The organism is Chitinibacter bivalviorum (assembly GCF_013403565.1).
Classification (GTDB): domain Bacteria; phylum Pseudomonadota; class Gammaproteobacteria; order Burkholderiales; family Chitinibacteraceae; genus Chitinibacter; species Chitinibacter bivalviorum.
In genome coordinates this window covers 3,413,160-3,432,306 of sequence record NZ_CP058627.1, presented here as the reverse complement: position 1 = coordinate 3,432,306, position 19,147 = coordinate 3,413,160, and the positions used below count along the sequence as shown (strand labels likewise).

The 19,147-nt window shown below is 49.1% G+C and carries 16 protein-coding genes; 5 read left to right on the top strand and 11 right to left on the bottom strand.

Annotated elements, in window-relative coordinates:
• Positions 1 to 6 precede the first annotated feature (6 nt).
• From HQ393_RS16190 to HQ393_RS16160, 7 genes are read right to left on the bottom strand one after another with little or no spacing between them, the layout of a single operon-like run.
• Positions 7 to 1,131 (bottom strand): glycosyltransferase, encoded by a 1,125-nt coding sequence (locus HQ393_RS16190; protein ID WP_179356597.1) that lies wholly within the window; start codon positions 1,129 to 1,131, stop codon positions 7 to 9.
• The gene (locus HQ393_RS16185; RefSeq protein ID WP_179356595.1) at positions 1,128 to 2,246 is read right to left on the bottom strand and encodes a glycosyltransferase family 4 protein; all 1,119 of its coding nucleotides are present in this window, start codon (positions 2,244 to 2,246) and stop codon (positions 1,128 to 1,130) included. Before HQ393_RS16185 ends, HQ393_RS16190 begins: the two co-directional genes overlap by 4 nt.
• Positions 2,243 to 3,133: a GDP-mannose 4,6-dehydratase gene (locus HQ393_RS16180; RefSeq protein WP_179356593.1), complete on the bottom strand. Its 891-nt coding sequence runs from the start codon at positions 3,131 to 3,133 to the stop codon at positions 2,243 to 2,245. The genes HQ393_RS16185 and HQ393_RS16180 overlap by 4 nt, the downstream gene beginning before the upstream one ends.
• 1 nt (position 3,134) lies before the next feature.
• Entirely contained in the window at positions 3,135 to 4,169 is a 1,035-nt protein-coding gene (gene gmd / locus HQ393_RS16175; RefSeq protein ID WP_179356591.1) for a GDP-mannose 4,6-dehydratase, read from the bottom strand.
• Positions 4,169 to 5,449: a glycosyltransferase gene (locus tag HQ393_RS16170; protein WP_179356589.1), complete on the bottom strand. Its 1,281-nt coding sequence runs from the start codon at positions 5,447 to 5,449 to the stop codon at positions 4,169 to 4,171. Before HQ393_RS16170 ends, gmd begins: the two co-directional genes overlap by 1 nt.
• A 40-nt stretch (positions 5,450 to 5,489) precedes the next feature.
• The gene (locus HQ393_RS16165) at positions 5,490 to 6,188 is read right to left on the bottom strand and encodes an ABC transporter ATP-binding protein (protein ID WP_179356587.1); all 699 of its coding nucleotides are present in this window, start codon (positions 6,186 to 6,188) and stop codon (positions 5,490 to 5,492) included.
• A 2-nt stretch (positions 6,189 to 6,190) separates the two neighbouring features.
• Positions 6,191 to 6,970, bottom strand: a complete 780-nt coding sequence (locus tag HQ393_RS16160) for an ABC transporter permease (protein ID WP_179356585.1) — start codon at positions 6,968 to 6,970, stop codon at positions 6,191 to 6,193.
• Positions 6,971 to 7,092: 122 nt separating this feature from the next.
• Between HQ393_RS16160 and HQ393_RS16155 the strand changes: the two genes are divergently transcribed.
• The gene (locus HQ393_RS16155) at positions 7,093 to 7,806 is read left to right on the top strand and encodes a type II secretion system protein (protein ID WP_179356583.1); all 714 of its coding nucleotides are present in this window, start codon (positions 7,093 to 7,095) and stop codon (positions 7,804 to 7,806) included.
• 85 nt (positions 7,807 to 7,891) lie between these two features.
• On the opposite strand, the gene HQ393_RS16150 is transcribed toward HQ393_RS16155, so the two are convergent.
• From HQ393_RS16150 to lptF, 4 genes are all read right to left on the bottom strand, one after another.
• Entirely contained in the window at positions 7,892 to 9,106 is a 1,215-nt protein-coding gene (locus HQ393_RS16150) for a hypothetical protein (RefSeq protein ID WP_179356581.1), read from the bottom strand.
• Between the two features lie 139 nt (positions 9,107 to 9,245).
• Positions 9,246 to 10,259: a UDP-glucose 4-epimerase GalE gene (gene galE, locus HQ393_RS16145; protein ID WP_179356579.1), complete on the bottom strand. Its 1,014-nt coding sequence runs from the start codon at positions 10,257 to 10,259 to the stop codon at positions 9,246 to 9,248.
• A gap of 15 nt (positions 10,260 to 10,274) precedes the next feature.
• Positions 10,275 to 11,351: an LPS export ABC transporter permease LptG gene (gene lptG, locus HQ393_RS16140; RefSeq protein ID WP_179356577.1), complete on the bottom strand. Its 1,077-nt coding sequence runs from the start codon at positions 11,349 to 11,351 to the stop codon at positions 10,275 to 10,277.
• Complete coding sequence (lptF, locus tag HQ393_RS16135; protein WP_179356575.1) at positions 11,351 to 12,412, bottom strand: LPS export ABC transporter permease LptF; 1,062 nt, start codon at positions 12,410 to 12,412, stop codon at positions 11,351 to 11,353. The genes lptG and lptF overlap by 1 nt, the downstream gene beginning before the upstream one ends.
• 78 nt (positions 12,413 to 12,490) lie before the next feature.
• Between lptF and HQ393_RS16130 the strand changes: the two genes are divergently transcribed.
• The 4 genes from HQ393_RS16130 to HQ393_RS16115 all read left to right on the top strand — a co-directional run bounded on the left by HQ393_RS16130 (position 12,491) and on the right by HQ393_RS16115 (position 19,110).
• Positions 12,491 to 13,954, top strand: coding sequence for a leucyl aminopeptidase (locus HQ393_RS16130; RefSeq protein WP_179356573.1), 1,464 nt, complete (start codon positions 12,491 to 12,493; stop codon positions 13,952 to 13,954).
• 62 nt (positions 13,955 to 14,016) lie between these two features.
• Positions 14,017 to 14,457, top strand: a complete 441-nt coding sequence (locus HQ393_RS16125; protein ID WP_179356572.1) for a DNA polymerase III subunit chi — start codon at positions 14,017 to 14,019, stop codon at positions 14,455 to 14,457.
• A gap of 3 nt (positions 14,458 to 14,460) precedes the next feature.
• Positions 14,461 to 16,095 (top strand): hypothetical protein, encoded by a 1,635-nt coding sequence (locus tag HQ393_RS16120; RefSeq protein ID WP_179356570.1) that lies wholly within the window; start codon positions 14,461 to 14,463, stop codon positions 16,093 to 16,095.
• A 198-nt stretch (positions 16,096 to 16,293) separates the two neighbouring features.
• The gene (locus HQ393_RS16115) at positions 16,294 to 19,110 is read left to right on the top strand and encodes a valine--tRNA ligase (protein WP_179356568.1); all 2,817 of its coding nucleotides are present in this window, start codon (positions 16,294 to 16,296) and stop codon (positions 19,108 to 19,110) included.
• The last annotated feature ends 37 nt before the right edge of the window (positions 19,111 to 19,147 follow it).

Genomic DNA, 19,147 nt, shown 5'->3' with positions numbered 1-19,147 from the left:
AGTGGATTATTCGGTCTGCAATAAGCGGGTATACAAATCGGCATAAGCACCCGCCATTTTTGCAGCAGTAAGCTCAGTGGTATAACGGTGCAGTGCATTTTCCCCCATCTGCTCAACCAATTCGGGCTGTGCCAGCATTTGCCTCATAGCTTTTGCCAAAGCATCGACATTGGCAGGTGGGACGGTCAAGCCAGTCAGTCCATTCACATTCACAAAACTAGTACCTGTCCCCATTTCGCAACTAATCATTGCTTTACCCATCATCGCAGCCTCTACCAGACCCAAGCCATAGGCCTCGGATCGCACATGAGAAGGAAATACAAAAGCATATGCATCGGCCAGTACTGCAAATTTGGCCCTATCATCTACCGCCCCCAAAAAATGCACACGGCCTGGCGCATAGTGATCAGCTAATATTTCGTACGAGTTGCGATCAGCCCCGTCCCCAATCAGAACCAGATGCGCGTTCACCTGCGACATGGCTTCTAATAAATACTTCAAGCCTTTGTAATACCGAAAACCACCTATAAACACAAAATAGGGTGTCGCACTTGGCAGATGTACCACCTCGCGCCTAGGGCCAAGCGCCCAACCGGGAAAATCCATCCCCAAGGGGATGGTCTGCACCTTCTTTACAAATCGCTGCAGTACTGGACTACTGGCAACATAATTATCACTAGTCGCAACGACGGCACGGGCTTGACTCAGAAATCGTTGCTGCAACGGAGAATATATACGCCCCAAATATTTTTGACGAACCACATCACTATGATAAGTAATCAATAGACGACACCCCATCGGCCGTAACAGCACCAATAAATCAGCAAATGGCCACGGAAAATGGCAGTGAATGACATCATACTTTTTTGCCAGCGCATGAAATTGCATAAAAAGGGAGGCACTAAATGGAGATGAGGCCAGCGACAAAGTTTCAGGGAATCGCCAAACCTGACACCCCTCCTCAACAGCCAAACTGATGGATTGAGCACTGGGTGAAACCGTGCAAATCGCAGCCTCAATATGGTGGAGGTCCGAATATTGGCATAAAGTACGCACTACCTGCTCGACACCACCAAAGGTATCTGGATAATACGTTTTGCAAAGATGTAAAACCTTGATTTTGGCTTTCACATCATCTCCCGGTACACCGCCATGGTTTGTTCTGCCGTTTTTTGCCAAGTAAATTCACGCGACCTTACCCGCCCCTTTTCACTCAATTCAAAAGCGAGGGTTGGCGACTCTGCGATGCGCTGCATCGCAAAGGCAATGTCTTCTACATCAAGTGGATTCACAAGTAATGCAGCATCACCAGCCACCTCGGGCATTGCACTGACATTACTTGTGATTACCGGAAGCCCACTGGCAAATGCTTCTAGGATCGGCAAGCCAAATCCTTCGTAGAGCGATGGAAAGACCAAGGCTAGCGCTGATTGCAATAAGATTTGCTTACCCATGTCATCAACATTTTGAAACCAATAAGCTTGGCGCTTATCAATAGCTCGCCGAAGTTCAATCAATTCTTTTTCGAATTTCCAACCTATCTTCCCAACAAAAACTAGAGGCATTTCACGCCTAAGAGCAGAATCAAGGCAAGCATGTGCCGCCAGAATCCGTCCTATATTTTTACGTGGTTGCAATGTCCCAACGAAAAGAAAAAATGAACGAGGTAGTCCTAAATTCGTGAAGAAATCAGCACGCTTTTCAAGCGGTATTTGTTGGTAGTATTTCGAGTCAACCCCCAAAGGAACCACCGAAATTTTATTTTCATCAATACCAACATAACTAGCAAGATCTGAAACCACGGCACTTGAGTCTGCAAGATAATGATCAGCCCAATTTAGCATACGCTTTACAATTAGGTTTTTCGCTGGCCGCTCCCACCCCCCGGAAACCCAATCGGGTCGCATTAAACTTACAGCGTCATGTATATTTGCAAGCACAGGAGTTTTCGGCAATCGAGGGATAAAATGATCAGTAGCATGAAAAAGATCTGGCTGATTATCACTGCAAAATGGGTTAAATAAAGATCCACGCAAGAAACTTCTGACAGAAAATGATGCAAAACCACCTAAGGCATGCACGTTCCCAGCTAAATATTCATTTGGATCACTAGCAAAAATAGCTGGCGTAATAATTGAAAGGGGTAATGTGGACATTAACCCTTGGGTATAGACTGCAATACCATCATGACCACACTCAGAATTTAATGCCAGATTCAAGCGAGTAGCACCCAGTGCAATATTCATTTTTCAGCGCCCTCAAACATCCACTCGAGCGTCTCGTAAAGCGAATAAGTCGGCAAATTGGGTAATAATTGCTGCATAACACTTGGATCACCAACCAGAGATTTTAATTCATTCTGTCTGACAAGTGCAGGACTCGTATCCACAATAATGTGATGCCTTGACAACTCTGATGCCAATTGCAGTACATTATTTAACTCATAACCAATACCTGAGCATAAATTGATCGTTATGCCAGAATCTACCTGCAAAATATCAACGTATGCCCGTGCAATCATTCTCACATCATTAAACTCACGAGTAACATCTAGATTGCCTAGGCTAATTTTTTCTGCCCTAGCATGAAAATGTGAAACAATTTTTGGAATTAAAAAATCTATACTTTGCCTATGGCCTGTATAATTAAATGGGCGAACTATTATTATCGGCAAACGCTCAAACCATGTTCTACTCATATGTTCCATAGCAAGTTTACTCATCGCATAGTGATTGAGCGGAGCAGGACACACTAACTCGGAAACTGGAGAAATAACAGGATTGCCGTATACATTGGCACTACTAGCAACAATAATATTACTAACCTGAGGACATTCTAAATAAATAGCTTCTAACAAATTCAAAGTACCAAACAAATTGGTTCGATAAAAATTATTAAAATCCGCATGCCCTACAAAAGCAATCGCAGCTAGATGAATCACATAGTTTGGCTTTATTGCCGAAATAACTTTACGCAACGACACCAAATCACAAAGATCTGCAAAATATCCTAGGTTGGAAGCTGATGACTGTCCCAATCCAATCACATCATAGCCAGCGATACGTAGTGCATCACAAACATATTGTCCTGTAAAACCTTGAGCCCCAGTTACTAGTACTTTATTATTGGGCATTTTAAAAGGAAGCGCCCAAAGAATTTCGTTTAAGATCTGAATCCAGCATTAGTTTACACAACTGCTCAAGACTAGTCTCTGCCTTCCAATCGAGTGCAGACCTAGCTTTAGATGGATCACCCATCAGTAGTTCAACTTCGGCAGGTCGATAAAATTTAGGATTAATTCGAAGCAGTACTTTACCATTTGAGCCATCATAACCTATCTCATTTTCATTTTCTCCACGAAACAAAATATCAAACCCTGCAGCCTTAAATGCCATAATTACAAAATCACGAACTGTTTCTGTTCTATTGGTTGCCAACACAAAGCTATCCGGCTCAGAAGCTTGCAACATTCGTCTCATTCCCTCTACATATTCTTTAGCATAACCCCAGTCACGTTTAACATCCAAATTACCAAGCTCAATGCAATCCAATAGTCCTAGCTTGATTTTTGCAACACTATCTGTAATTTTTCTAGTCACAAACTCGCGGCCACGCAGTGGAGATTCATGATTAAATAAAATCCCGCTTGTAGCAAAAATCCCATAGCTTTCGCGATAATTCACGGTCATCCAGTGCGCATATAACTTTGCAACTCCGTACGGGCTTCTTGGATAAAATGGCGTATTTTCATTCTGAGGAACCGCCTGTACCTTTCCGAACATTTCTGACGTCGATGCTTGATAAAAACGGATATTCCGATCCAGAATTCGGATCGCCTCCAATAAATGAACTGGGCCAATCCCTGTAATTTCGGCAGTAGTAACAGGCTGATCGAAAGAAACACCGACAAAGCTCTGGGCGGCTAGGTTATATACCTCATTTGGTTTACAAAATTCAATTAACCGAATTGCAGAACCCAAATCTGTCAAGTCGTATTCAATTAAATGCAGCTGTGGATTCTTATCTATTCCCAAGAATTCTAGGCGCCAAAAATTAACCGTGCTTGTGCGGCGATAGGCACCATAAACAAGGTACCCCCTTTCAAGTAAGTTTTGCGCTAAATATGCGCCGTCCTGCCCAGTAACTCCAGTAATCAATGCAACTTTCATCAACAATCCTTTTGATCAATAAGACTAGCCATTTTTTTTACCTTTGACAAAAATTGCAAACTAGCCTCATCCCACGTTAGCCAATCCATAACTCCAGGGTCTTCTTGTATGGATAGCACTTTTGGTAATTCCTTTGCCAAACTCAAGGCATTGCCAGCTTCAAAGAAAGACACTCCATGATCTGCTATTTCCCGAAATACCGGTATATCAGAAGCCAAAACGCGCTTACCTTTCATTCGGGCCTCAACCAAGGGCAAGCCAAAACCTTCGACATCGGAGGCAAAAACAAGTAATTCACAGTTGCGATAAAAAATATCCAACTCGGCATCTGTAATGTCATGCAAAATATAAATAGACTTCTGATAGTCCTCTGCCAACTTTATATCTGCCAAGAAATTTTCAACTTTCCAACCATTCCGTCCGATACAAACAAGGATATATCCGTCTTCAGACAACATCGATGACCGGAAACCATCAACAATCAAATCATGGCGTTTACGTGGCTCAATTGTGCCAACAGTCAGAATTACCTTTTTCTTGCACAATTCAACAATATCATGCCGAGGAACTAAATTATTAAGCTCCACTGCCCCAGCCAGATCAGCTCCCAAATAAAAATAATCGGAAGGCATTTGACACGAGAAGCCTTGAGAACTTAAATAATCTTCCAGTGATTTCTTTGCATCCAAAGAGATAGTCAAGAATGAATTTGAAATAGTTGCTGCACTGCCTAACCACTCCTCAAAGACAACACAAAGATACTCATCACAATACTGAGGGTAATTAATAGGAATTAGATCATAAACGACCGTAATGACTACCACACCTTTCTTCTTAAGCTTTCGAACGGCCTTAAATGAATCCGCATACCAATTTGTATCCAATGATACAAAAACATCTCCATCTTTTATGGCAACAAAATCATATTTACCTGAGATTCTGCCGACTATGTAGGAAATTTCTCTAGCGACTCTACGCCATCGTTCAACAATAGGAACAATAAAAGTTCGAAAAAAATACTTCAGTATCTTTATCTTTGCCAATTGCTTTTTGATGGACTTGATTGTAGCTAAGCGGTTACGTCGTGCCTCACTCTCCACAGCCAAAATACTAGATGATGATGGCAATCCATTAATTGCAACAAAACCAAACCCCATAAATGCGACAGCCTGGCAACCGGAGTCAAGACTTAATCTACTTGCAACATTTCTAACTACCCGTTGAATCCCAGTATGCAAATGTGGATTACGGACAACCTCCGAGCAATCAATATATATCATAAAAAATCCACTATTAATAAATGCACAGGGATAAACAGCACTAATTTAGGCGGCCGGACGCCACTTCAAAAATTTGACTGCACAAATTATTAACCATTACATGATCATGCGAAGCAAACACAAATATTTTTGAATTTGAAATCAACCTCTCCATTCTTTTTTTTGCCTTATTTTGAAATGACTCATCCCCCACTCCAAACATTTCATCAATCAACAGTATTTCTGGCTTGATCGAAGTCGATAATGCAAACATTAACCTCATCGTCATGCCTGACGAGTACGTCCGCACAGGAAGGTTAAGATAATCACCTAACTCGGTAAATTGCTCGATATCGGGCATTAATTCATCGATTTCTTCTTTATGCATTCCCATCAGCATGCCGACTCGATATACATTCATTCGGCCAGACAAATCCAGCTCCATGCCGGCACCAATGTCAAATACAGTACTGACTCGCCCTTGCCTTGTTATTTTTCCTGATGTTGGCTGATAAATGCCCGCCATTGTTCGTAACAAGGTGCTTTTTCCCGCCCCATTATGTCCAATCAATCCCACTGAATCGCCGCTTTTTAATTCAAAGCTTACATTATCCAGTGCAGTTACAGTAACCGAGCTTCCCGAATCTTTTGCCAAGCGGCCTCCGGTACCAAGGCGGGCGACTTGATTACGTAGTGACATTGCACCACTATCATAAATCGGGTATTGGACTGTGACATTTTCAAACTTTAACAAAGCCATTTTTACATCCAAAAAGCTAAATTTTGACGACTGATTTTATAAACCCAAAGTGTAATCAAAAATCCAAACATTAATACGAGTAGCGCAACAATATAAGCTTGAGCCGTTGGCACTACATTCAGCAATGGTTCTCGCACCAAATTAATGAAATGGCTTAATGGGTTTAGCATTGCGACAAACTCAAGATGCCCCAAATGACTCGTTCGATACATGACTGGCGTAATGAAAAATAACATCGGTAAAAATGCATTAATTAATGGTTCAACATCACGATAGCGCGCACCAACAAGGCCAATCAGCATTACAATCCAAATCATATTGGCAACAGCCAGAATTAGCCCTGGGATTGCCAATAAAGCGACCCAAGATAGTCCACTAGAGAAGAATACCAGCACAACAACAACGACCAGGCTGTTATGGGCCATATCAATCAGCCTTTTTGCCACCAGCTGAAAAGGAAAAATAGCAAAGGGGACGGGCATATTGCGAATCACATTGCCCTGACGTGTAAATACGGAAGACGCTTCAACTAGGCAGCCAGAGATGAATTGCCAAAGCACCAATCCGATCGCAAGAATAGGAAAAATATTGGCTCCATCACTCTTGAGCAATGCCCCCCAAATAATGCCTAGGCACAGCACACCCAGTGCTGTACTGATAGTAATCCACCATGGCCCCAACGCACTGCGTTTGTAACGCGCAAGGACATCACCCCATGCAAAAAACCAAATCAGCTTATACTGCCTGAGAGCGGCAAATATCTCTTTCAAACTCACAATCATCGATGCAATCTATTTAATAAAATATGACTCTAGATACTCATGTATTCTCAGTTGAAGAGCAAGCTTTACCAAGCATTTGTCGTGATTGAAATTCATTTTCCACATTAGGATTAGACAATCGCATGTCCAATATTCAGAACTCGAATAAGCGCAGCCGTACTAAGGCCAAAAGTAGTGGCTTCACCCTCGTCGAGATGGCGATTGTTTTGCTCGTTGTTGGGCTTTTGATGGCTGGGCTACTTGGGCCTTTGAGTGCGCAACTTGAGGCAAGGCGGATTTCGGAGACGAAATCGAGTCTGGATGTCGCTAAGGAAGCCTTAATTGGCTTTGCACTCACAAATAAGCGCCTTCCTTGCCCAGCGATACCGACCTTAAGTGGCACGGGCGAAGGGCTGGAGGACTTCAACGTCATTGCTGGCACTTGCAACCGCCAAAACGGGGTCTTGCCTTGGGCAACTTTGGGCATTGCCAAAGTCGACGCCTGGGATCATCGCTTTACATATAGTGTTTCTGCGACATTTAGCCGTGCGAGCCCCGCTTCACCTCTGTTATCGCTGAGTAGCGCTGGAGATATGACGATTCGAGCTAGTACGGGGGGCACAACCGTTTCAACTACAGTTCCCGCAGTCATTGTGTCGCACGGTAAAGATGGGGCGGGGGCGTATGCGAGTGATGGCAGCTTGCTGGCGGCAGGGACTGGCGATCAACTGGAAAACTCTAATGGCGATCTAAATTTTGTGAGCCGTGCTGCCGATGCTAATTATGATGACCTTACTAGCTGGGTGGCCACGCCTATTTTGCTGGCACGTATGGTGAGCGCAGGTATACTACCCTGAGGTATAGTCACGAAAACAAGGATAAATAATATCTACAGACACATACCCACAAAAACCCAGTTCAGCCGCTAAACGTGATTTTAAATCACGGTACAACATACAATCGATCATTGCTCAGCGCGGTGGGCACGGTATAAATGTCATCCGCTCCAGCGCCCCAAGCATCTTGATTCGATGGGTCTTCCAGATAATCGGCGAGATTAGTCGAAACCAAACTACCTGTCGTCTGTGTCGCGGCGATTCGCACGATACTTCCTAGTGGCGTACCAGGCAATATAAACAAAGCGGCTGGATGTTGGTCGGGCTTGCCAGCTTCCCGTACCGTGAGTTGGCCGCAACCTGCCACACTATTGCCCACCGCATAAAAAATCCCGCGATACCATAATTGGCTCTGCATCCAAGCAGGGTAAGCCATTAAACGCGATCGAGCCGCATCGGACTGGGGCAAAATGCCGCGACAGATGCCAACACTACTCGCACACCAGTTTGCCGCCGTACCCGTGGTCGGGTTATTGTCGGCGCACCTTGCGTCACTCAATAAGGCTGGATTTGGATATTGGCTGTAAACACTCAATTCAGCTGCAAGCACCTTTTTGATTTCATTCGCAAGACGAGTCGAGATTTGATCTACCCATTCTCTTCCGGTGATGATGAGCAATTGGTCGTTAAAAGTAGCGCTAAAATCCCCTGCAATATAGGGCCCTGCAGCTATAGCATTGTTTCGACCCGAATTAGCCTCAAGATAATTGCTGGCCACCGTAGTTGCTGCGCGATTTTGTCCTGCTAAGGCTGGCCCCGGCGCAAAAAGCACTGCAGCAGCTTCATTGCCTGTTGTCGTTTTCAGAGTCGTGCCATCGTTAGCGTAGACCTGCAACGTGGCCCGAACATCGCTATTGAGTAGACGGGCACCAGTTGGTGCGCGATACATGCCGTCAAGACTATACCAAAGCGGCTCGCCCCAGCCATCGACGATTTTTTCAACTTTGAGCGTTTTCCAGGGAAAGCGCCCCAAAGCGCCAGCGGCACAGGAACTCGCCGCCGTACCTTCAGTAATCAAGCCGGGGGCATTGGTATCGGGACAAGGCAATTGCCCAGGCACGCCCCCTGCATTCGGCTGTGACACCGACCAAGCAATCAGCGCTGCACGCGCTTTCTGGAGCGCCTCGGCGGAGCGCTGCCGTTTAACTTGGTCCATATCGCGCGCTTTCAGCGCTTTGACAAACATCGCGGCTGCTACCGTGCCCAGTAGCAACAAGATCAACAACAGCGCGGCACCGCTTTGTTTGGTTTTCGTACGCATAGAGGCCATGAAAATAGACGGCAATGCATTGAATATAGCGCCAGAACAACCATGCTGCAGCGACTGAGCGCCATCGCGGCGCAATCGCCCCATCTCCCAGCAAAGCACAGCGACGCCGCTGGAAGATGCAATTTAATGCTTATGCGCCATAACCATTGGGGTTGCCACTTTGCCAGCGCCAGCCGTCATTGCACATATCCTGCAAGGTTTTCTCGGCGCGCCAGCCCAGTTGCTCGTATGCCGCTTTCGGGTCGGCGTAGCATGCCGCAATATCGCCCGGGCGGCGATCCACGATTTGATACGGTACAGGGCGACCCGAGGCCATCTCAAACGCTTTGACCATGTCGAGTACTGAATAGCCCACGCCAGTGCCCAGATTGACCGTCACATTACCTGGATTGGTGGCGAGTTTTTGCAAAGCTTTGACATGACCTTTGGCCAGATCAACAACGTGAATGTAATCGCGTACGCCAGTGCCATCGGGCGTGGCATAGTCGCCGCCGAAGACCGACAATTTCTCGCGCTTGCCAACGGCCACTTGCGCAACAAATGGCATCAGATTATTCGGGATACCTTGCGGGTCTTCACCAATCAAGCCTGATTCATGCGCGCCAACGGGGTTGAAATACCGCAGCAATGCGATATTCCAGCTTGGATCAGCCACGCGTAAATCACGCAGCATGTCTTCGATCATCAATTTGCTGCGACCATACGGGTTGGTTGCAGAAAGCGGGAAGTGCTCCAAAATCGGCACGGCATGAGGATCGCCATACACAGTAGCACTGGATGAAAACACCAGATTTTTCACGCCGGCCGCTTTCATCGCATCGAGCAAACGCAGCGTACCCACGACGTTGTTGTCGTAATATTCCAGCGGCTTGGCCACCGATTCGCCGACGGCTTTCCAGCCAGCAAAATGCACGACCGCGCTAAATGGGTATTTCGCCAGTGCAGCATCAAGCGCAGCACGATCACGAATATCGCCTTCGATGCACAGCACCTCTTGGCCGGTGATAGTGGCGATACGTTTTAATACTTCTGGTTTTGCATTGTAAAAATTATCAAAAATCACTGGCTGCAAACCAGCCGCCAGCAATTCAATATAGGTATGTGAGCCAATATAACCCGCACCGCCAGTTAGCAAGACATACATCACAAGGGTATCCTATTAATTATTTTCTTGTTGCCAAAGGAAATAGACTGCCAATATCGACAAAGCCAAGGTAGGCAGGGCCGCGGCCAGAATCGGCGGCAGGCGATACAATTCACCCACGTAACTCATCATCTGATTGACGAAGTTAAACGACACGCCCAGCAAAATCCCGAGGAAAATTTTTACACCGACATTGCCACTGCGGCGCTGACCTAAAGCAAATGGCAGGGCGATCAACATCATAGACAAACACGCAAAGGGATAAAATAACTTGGCCCACAGCGCCAGTTCATAACGCACGGTACTTTGCTTGTTTTTGCTTAAATGATCGACATATTGCCGAAGTGCATCTATCGACATGTCTTGAGGCTTCACCATCAAGACCGCCAGCATTTTTGGCTCAAGTCGGGTTTGCCACTCATAGCTAGGGCGCGCAGACACCTCAACCTTATCTGCATAAAAACGGGTCAAGGTCGCTTCTTCAAGCTGCCATTGTCCGTTACCGAGATGACGGCCGCGTTGCGCGTCGACAATTTCTTTTAGGTGATGGCCATTGTCATGCACATAAATCCGCAGCGCCTGCACGCTCAAATCTGATTGCATCGCCGAGATATTGACAATCTGATCGCCGTCTTTCACCCAGATGCCCGATTGAAAGCGGCCAAACATCACCTCATTTTTCGCCGCGACCTGATAGCGTGTCGCCGCATCGTTGGCCGCAGGTGCCACATACTCACCCAGCAAATACGTCGCCACACCAAAGAAAAATCCACCGAGGGCCAACCAAGCGCAAAAACGCAAAATCGACACGCCTGCCGCCCGCATCACGGTAATTTGCGAAGTGTCGGCCAAACTGGACAAGGCAAAAATTGAGCCTATCAACACGGAAACTGGCAACAATTGGTAGGCACGGGAAGGCGCCTCAAGCAAGGTATAGATAAAGGCGTGGTGAAATTGATAGCTGCCCTTGCCCACATCGCGCATTTCGGCAATCAAATCGAAAAAGACAAACAGGCCAAGTAGCACCAGCATCGTCAGCAAGACATGCCAGACCAAAGAGCTCAATACATAGCGGCAAAGGCGATTCATCATTATCCCCTCACCTTGCTACGCCAAGCATACAGCCCCACCGTAATCGCAGCAGCCATCACATGCAATGGCCACATCCCGATGCCGCCAGGGATTTTACCGGCAGCGATCCAGGCTTGAAACACATTGATCGCGTTGTAATACGAAAAAGCAAATAAGGCGGCAAATAAAATATGGAATGAACGACCGCCGCGTGGGTTAGCAAACGCCAAAGGAATTGCGGCCAACATTAAAATTAAAGCCTGTATCGGCAACGCCATCCGCCAATGCAGCTCGGCCCATTTCTGGGGAGTCCGCTCGACCAACAAGGCACGCGTACTCAATGCATTGGTCGCGCGATCGACCTCGGGTTTGCTGGGCTTATCAATCCGCACTTTGCCTTCTTGGAAATTGAGAATATCGTACTGCGCGCTTCCCGCTTTAGCCTGATAAGCTGCCGCATTTTTCAGCCACATCCAGCGATCGCCATGTTCATCGACCTGCATCCCGCCAGTATCAGCCAAGATGGTCGTCAATTTGCCATCACGCCGAATCTGCAAAAAGACATTCTCTCCAAAACCACGCTCTGGCGAGAAATTCTCAATAAAATAAATTCTATCCGCGCCGCGCGATTCGCGAAACACGCCTGGAGCGACCTGAGTCACTTCCTGATTTTTCAAACTGGTCTCGCGATATTCTTTGCCTTTTTGCTGCGCCCATGGCGAGACGCCCATCGACAACAGGCCGATCAAAGCCACCACGGGCAAGCCCATCATCAGTACAGGGGGAATAAAACTATGAATCGAGCGACCCGCCGCAAACCAAACAAACATCTCATGGTCTTTCCACAGGCGGGTAATCACCGATAGGATGGTCACAAACAGCATCAGCGAAAACAGCAGCGGTAAATAGCGCGTCGCGGTAAAGCCCATCACCGCCCAGACGGCCGAAGAGGCCAATGCGCCCAGCGCAGCTTCGCCCAGTAGCCGCACGATTTGCGACGTCATCACGATCAACAATAAAACGATAAAGAGGGCAAAAGCCATCCAAGTCATTTCATGAATTAAGGTTTTACGAAAAAGCATCAGTGAATTTGTCTTTTGACTTGGGCGAAGTGTAAGTGAATAATCGTTTAATTGAATGCATTTAGCTAGGAGCTCCAGATGGAATTTACCATAGTTTCCCCCGCCCCCGAGGCCGCAGATTGCGTAGTTCTGCCAGTTTTGGGCGAAAAATTACCAACTCACGGTAAAGAGCTCGACATCCTGTGTGGCGGCATTTTAAGCCAAGCGATCAAAGATGGCGAATTGGCGGCCAAAGCGGCGGCTACTTTAAGCCTGGGCTTACCCGCGGGTCTGGAATTCAAACGCGTTATTTTGGTACAACTGGGTAAAGAGCCAAGCGATAAAGATTTGCGCGATAGCAGCCGCGCGCTAGCCAAAACCTTGCTTGCTAGCCAGAACAAAACAGCCTGCGTGGCGCTCTCGCTCGCGGGGATTAAAAAACAAGATCAAAAAACGACCGCGCAGGAAATCGTCAACGCGCTGATGCTCGAAGTTTATCGCTTTGACCAATTCAAATCTGACGCAGCGCCAGTGCCAAAACTTGAATTGGTCAGCCTCGTTGCACCGAAAAAAGGCGATCTCGACGACATCGAAGCAGGCTTGGTGTATGGCTTGGCCTTGGGCCACGGCATGAATTTGACGCGCGACTTGGGCAATTTGCCACCAAACGTCTGCACGCCGGATTACCTCGCCGCCACGGCACAGCACTTGGCGCACACTTATGATTTCTCTTGCCATGTATTGGAGCAAGAAGAACTCGAAACGCTGAAAATGGGCTCGTTCCTGTCGGTCGCCAAAGGCTCGATCGTTCCGCCCAAATTTATCGTGATGGAATATCACAACGCCGATAAAAAGCAAAAACCCGTCGCGCTGGTTGGAAAAGGCATTACCTTTGACTCAGGCGGTATTTCTCTGAAGCCGGGCGAAGGCATGGACGAGATGAAATACGATATGTGCGGTGCAGCCACCGTGCTGGGCGTATTCCGTGCCGTGGCTGAGCTCGATTTGAAAATCAATCTGGTCGGCATTATCCCTGCCTGCGAAAACATGCCGAACGGCAATGCGGTGAAACCGGGCGATATCGTCACCAGCATGAGCGGCCAGACGATTGAGATTTTGAATACCGACGCTGAAGGCCGTTTGATCTTGTGCGACGCGCTGACTTATGTGCAGCGTTTCGAACCCGCCGCCGTGATTGACATCGCGACGCTGACTGGCGCGTGTATCATTGCGCTCGGCCACACCACCACGGGTCTGTTTGCCAATGATGATGACCTGGCCGATGCGCTGCTTGATGCGTCAAAAAACAGCGATGACAAAGCATGGCGCATGCCGCTGTTTGATGAATACCAAGAACAGCTGAAATCGAACTTTGCCGACATGGCCAATATTGGCGGTCGCCCTGCAGGCTCGATTACCGCTGCCGCTTTCCTGTCGCGCTTTACCAAAGACGTGAAATGGGCGCACTTGGACATCGCCGGTACAGCATGGAAATCGGGCGCAGCCAAAGGCGCTACGGGCCGCCCTGTGCCCTTGTTGCTGCAATATTTATCTAAGCTGTAATACCAAGGGTATCCGTCTGTAGACCAAACTATGCATTAACTAGAGACGCATACCCACTATATATGACTGAAATCTCGTTTTATTTTAATGTCCGATCCCGCGAGCTGGCCTTGTGTCAGCTCGTCGGTAAAGCGCTGGCTCAAGGCAAAAGCGTCTGCATTTTGACGGGCTCAGAAGCCTCGACCCAAGCGCTGGATCGATTATTGTGGGAAACGCCAGCAACGGGCTTTTTACCGCATTGCTTGGCCGATGCCATACAGGCGACACAAACACCGATTATTTTGGATCATCGCGTCGAATTGCTACGCCCGCGCGATGTATTATTCAATTGGACCGATCATGTCGCGCCGCGCTTTAGCGAATTTGCGCGCCTGATTGAAATCGTCGACAGCGACGATGAACTCCGTTTGGCCGCCCGCCAACGCTGGGCGGCTTACAAACAATTGGGCCATACGCCCACCGCAACCGATATGTCTTCTCTAACCGCCAGCAGGAGCGATTGAATCGTGGCCGATCAGAAAACACCGCCGAATGATGATTCGATCAATCCATTGTTTAACAAGATGGATGCTCTGATGGCGCGCCATCGCAGCGCTCACGCGGGTCAAAGTGATGAAATACCGGTACTCACCGAAGTCTCAACGAAAGCAAATCAAGCGATTTTTGATCTGGACCATGAAATCCCATCGCTGACCGATGAAGTTCCTTCCGATCTCGCCGATCGTATCGCCAGCCTCGAACGCGAGTGGGTCTACGATCACGATGATGATGATCTGGCCGATCTGGACCGCGAAGCCAGCAAAGCGATTAGCCCCAAACCCAAAGCTGAATCTTTGGCGATCGATCCCCTGCCCTTTCAAAATCGGCCAATGTTCCCTGCGCCCGACACGGAAGAAGATAAGCAGAAAATCGAAAAAATCATCGCCCCTGCACAGCCTGCTGCGGCATTCGCCGCCGCGCCACGCATTCCAGAAAGTCGCTTTAGCGCGAGCAAATCAGCACAAACCCCGCCATCTGAGTCGGTTTTTTTAGATTTACCGCTACTCGATCTGGACGCGCTCAACGCAGCACCGCCTGCGCCGAGCTATGCTGATGCCCCCAAAATCCCGCCAGTCCAAGTGCGCCACCCCGACGTGATGCTCTCGACCGGTGGCTTTGTCGCCACCGATTTAGTGCTGCCGCTCGATGAACTGCCTGCGCTGGAATCAACCCCGCCCAGCCCTGCTAGCATCGGGCTCAATACGCTGGACGATGAGATTCCCGTCTTAGACCTCGACGCCATTTTGGCGGCGGGTGATGATGAAACTGAAGAGCTACACCTCACCTTAGAGATGGGCGATGAAGACGATGATGACATCCCGACTTTAAGTGCAGAAATCCCCACGTTGCACGACACCGTCGCCGATTGGGCAGACACCATCCCCAATCTTGAAAGCGAAGCTGTAGCGCCAAGCCCCGCCGAAGCCGAAGCCGAAGCCGAAGCCGAAGCCGAAGCCGAAGCCGAAGCCGAAGCCGAAGCCGAAGCCGAAGCCGAAGCCGTCCTCAGCATAGACGCACAACACACCGAAACAAGCCCTGCGCCGCAGCTCGTGCAGCAGGATATTTTACCCACAGCAGTGCTCACAGATGCAGTGCACGCAGACGCCCTTGGGCTCGAAGACCATCTGATCGTCTACGCCGTGGCGGATGATCATGAAATCGTGGCCATCGATCTGGATGACGAAAACGAGACTCAGATTGAAGCCGACATACCTGCGCTGCTTGCCTCAGAGCACAGCAGCCACAGCCATGAAGTCGCACCGATCGTTGAGCCGGCGGAGTCAGCGCACATCAGCGACGAACCGCCCGCCATCATAGAGATTGAGACAGCTGCGGCGCCAACCGCGGTAGCCGCATCCAGCAAAATCAATAGCGATACCATTGCTGAAATTACCGCCAGCGTTGGCGCTCAGCTCTCGCTTGATATTGCCAGCGAAGTTGAAAAACTCGCCAAACAGCATTTTGACGCGATGATGGCGCAATTTTATAGCGACGCCCTGCGCAAGCTCACCGATCAGATTATGGACAGCCTCGAAGTACAGCTCTCTCAACGCATCGTTGATCTGGTCGAAGCCGAATTGCGCAGCAAGGGCTTAATGTAAGCAGCTAATCCAGCTCTATAGATGGGTATATGCCAAAATACTTTTGATCATAAAGCGTTCAAGCATATACCCATCTAGCTATCGATAAAGCACCCCAGCAAGCCGCCACTCGGTACACCTGCTAACAAAGCCCTCTCTCACCACGCCCCACACTTCACGTATAATCTGCGGTTTCGCGTTTAATTCGAGCACGCCGCCATGGAACTCGCTAAGAGCTTCGAGCCACAGAATATTGAATCCCGTTGGTACCCATTCTGGGAAAGCCAAGGTTACTTCCAGCCTAGTATGGACCTCGCCCGCGAGGCCTTTTGTATCCAACTGCCACCGCCCAACGTCACTGGCACGCTGCACATGGGTCACGCGTTCAATCAGACCATCATGGATGGCCTAACGCGTTATCACCGGATGCGCGGCGACAATACGCTGTGGCTGCCTGGCACCGACCATGCCGGTATCGCGACGCAGATCGTCGTTGAACGCCAGCTTGATGCGCAAGGCGTGAGCCGCCATGAATTGGGCCGCCCTGCTTTCCTCGAAAAAGTATGGGAATGGAAAAAAGAATCGGGCGACACCATTACCAGCCAGATGCGCCGCATGGGCTCGTCGGTGGACTGGGGCCGCGAATACTTTACGATGGACGACAAAATGTCGACCGCCGTGGTTGAAGCCTTTGTGCGCTTGTATGAAGAAGGCCTGATCTACCGCGGTAAACGCCTGTCGAACTGGGATGCCAAACTCGGCACCGCCGTTTCTGATTTGGAAGTGATTTCCGAAGAAGAAAACGGCCATATGTGGCATATCAAATATCCCGTTGTCGGCTCAGATGAATTCATTACCGTTGCGACGACGCGCCCTGAAACCTTGCTCGGCGACGTTGCTGTGGCGATTGCGCCCGATGACGAGCGTTTCACACATTTGCTCGGCAAAATGGTTGAGTTGCCACTGACCGGCCGCCAGATTCCGGTGATTGCTGACGAATACGTGGATAAAGAATTCGGTACTGGTTTTGTCAAAATCACGCCCGCGCACGACTTTAACGACTACCAAGTCGGCAAACGCCACAACACGCAGCTGATCAATGTGATGAGCTTGCAAGCGACCATCCTCGCGAAAGCGCAAGTATTCAGCTTTGACGGCGCGAGCCTCGGCAGCGTTGAATTACCAGCCGCCTACGCCGGTTTGACGACCGCACAAGCGCGTAAAGCAATGCTGGCCGATCTGGAAGCACAAGGCCTGTTGCTCGACACCAAACCGCACAAACTGATGGTGCCACGCGGCGATCGTACTGGTACGGTGATCGAGCCATTGCTGACCGATCAGTGGTTTATGGCGATGAGCAAAGCCGATGAAAGCGGCCAGACCATTACCGAAAAAGCGCTTGAAGCGGTTCACAGCGGTGAAGTGCAATTCGTGCCGAATGACTGGGTGAACACCTATAATTCATGGCTCAATAACATCCAAGACTGGTGTATTTCACGCCAATTGTGGTGGGGCCATCAAATCCCGGCTTGGTACGACGAAGACGGCCAAGTGTATGTGGCGCGCACCGAAGCTGAAGCGTTCGCCAAAGCGGGCGGTAAGTCAGTAATGCGCGATAACGACGTGCTCGACACGTGGTTTAGCTCGGCGCTGGTGCCATTCTCGAGCCACGGCTGGCCGAATGAGACACCCGATTTGAAAGCATTCCTGCCTTCATCGGTACTCGTGACCGGCTACGACATTATTTTCTTCTGGGTTGCCCGGATGATTATGATGACCAAGCATTTCACTGGCAAAGTGCCGTTCAAACACGTGTATATCCACGGCTTGGTACGCGATGCGGAAGGACAGAAAATGTCCAAATCCGAAGGCAATGTGCTTGACCCTGTTGATTTGATCGACGGTATCGCGCTGGAGCCTTTGCTGGAAAAACGCACCACCGGTCTGCGTCGCCCAGAAAACGCGCCGAAAGTGGCGGCAAAAACTGCGAAAGAATTCCCAGAAGGCATTCCAGCCTACGGTGTCGATGCCTTGCGCTTCACGTTTGCATCACTGGCGTCATTGGGTCGCTCAATCAACTTCGATCAGAAACGCTGCGATGGCTATCGCAACTTCTGCAACAAAATCTGGAACGCGACGCGTTTTGTGATGATGAATGTCGAAGGCAAAGATTGTGGCTTGGAAGAGAATGCAGAACTCGACTACAGCTTCCCCGACCTGTGGATCATCGGCCGCCTGCAAGAAGCCGAAGCGCAAATCACACACGCGCTCGATACGTTCCGTTTCGACTTGGCCGCGCAAGCGATTTACGAGTTCGTATGGAATGAATACTGCGACTGGTATATCGAGCTAGCCAAGGTATCGACTCAATTTGGGACAGATACCCAGCAACGCGCAGCACGCCGCACGCTGATTCGAGTACTGGAAACCATTCTAAGACTCGCGCATCCGATCATGCCTTTCATTACCGAAGAGCTGTGGCAAACCGTTGCTCCGCTCGCAGGCAAGAAAGACAGCGAATCATTGATGATGGCGAAATGGCCTGTGGCAGACTTGAGCAAAGTAAATCTTGAGGCCAACACCAAAGTTGAAACGCTGAAAGCGCTCGCATTTGCTGCACGGAATTTGCGCGGTGAGATGGGTCTGTCGCCAGCGGTGAAAGTACCGATGTTCCTCGAAGGCTCACCAGAAATGGCCGAGTTTGCGCCGTATCTGAAACCTTTGGCTAAACTGTCGGAAGTGAACATCGTCGCTAGCCTGCCAGCGGGCGACGCGCCAGTGGCGGTGGCTGCATCAGCCCTGGGCACGACACGCATGATGTTGGTGGTAGAGGTGGATAAAGCCGCTGAAACCGCGCGCGTGACCAAAGAAATCGGCAAAACCACCGACGCCCGCGAGAAACTGGTGATGAAGCTGGAAAAACCGGGTTACACCGATAAAGCGCCTGCGCATTTGGTTGAGAAAGACCGCGCGCAATTGGCTGAGTTGGACGACAAGCTGGCCAAACTCAATGCCCAGCTCAACAAGCTGAAATAAACAGGGTGTGATCACCAAAAAAAGCGGCCTGCGGGCC

Bases quoted from the DNA above. Each gene is read 5' to 3' on its own strand.
- HQ393_RS16185 (WP_179356595.1), bottom strand. From the start codon at position 2,246: ATGAATATTGCACTGGGTGCTACTCGCTTGAATCTGGCATTAAATTCT.
- HQ393_RS16180 (WP_179356593.1), bottom strand. From the start codon at position 3,133: ATGCCCAATAATAAAGTACTAGTAACTGGGGCTCAAGGTTTTACAGGA.
- gmd (WP_179356591.1), bottom strand. From the start codon at position 4,169: ATGAAAGTTGCATTGATTACTGGAGTTACTGGGCAGGACGGCGCATAT.
- HQ393_RS16170 (WP_179356589.1), bottom strand. From the start codon at position 5,449: ATGATATATATTGATTGCTCGGAGGTTGTCCGTAATCCACATTTGCAT.
- HQ393_RS16165 (WP_179356587.1), bottom strand. From the start codon at position 6,188: ATGGCTTTGTTAAAGTTTGAAAATGTCACAGTCCAATACCCGATTTAT.
- HQ393_RS16160 (WP_179356585.1), bottom strand. From the start codon at position 6,970: ATGATTGTGAGTTTGAAAGAGATATTTGCCGCTCTCAGGCAGTATAAG.
- HQ393_RS16155 (WP_179356583.1), top strand. From the start codon at position 7,093: ATGTCCAATATTCAGAACTCGAATAAGCGCAGCCGTACTAAGGCCAAA.
- HQ393_RS16150 (WP_179356581.1), bottom strand. From the start codon at position 9,106: ATGCGTACGAAAACCAAACAAAGCGGTGCCGCGCTGTTGTTGATCTTG.
- galE (WP_179356579.1), bottom strand. From the start codon at position 10,259: ATGTATGTCTTGCTAACTGGCGGTGCGGGTTATATTGGCTCACATACC.
- lptG (WP_179356577.1), bottom strand. From the start codon at position 11,351: ATGATGAATCGCCTTTGCCGCTATGTATTGAGCTCTTTGGTCTGGCAT.
- lptF (WP_179356575.1), bottom strand. From the start codon at position 12,412: ATGCTTTTTCGTAAAACCTTAATTCATGAAATGACTTGGATGGCTTTT.
- HQ393_RS16130 (WP_179356573.1), top strand. From the start codon at position 12,491: ATGGAATTTACCATAGTTTCCCCCGCCCCCGAGGCCGCAGATTGCGTA.
- HQ393_RS16125 (WP_179356572.1), top strand. From the start codon at position 14,017: ATGACTGAAATCTCGTTTTATTTTAATGTCCGATCCCGCGAGCTGGCC.
- HQ393_RS16115 (WP_179356568.1), top strand. From the start codon at position 16,294: ATGGAACTCGCTAAGAGCTTCGAGCCACAGAATATTGAATCCCGTTGG.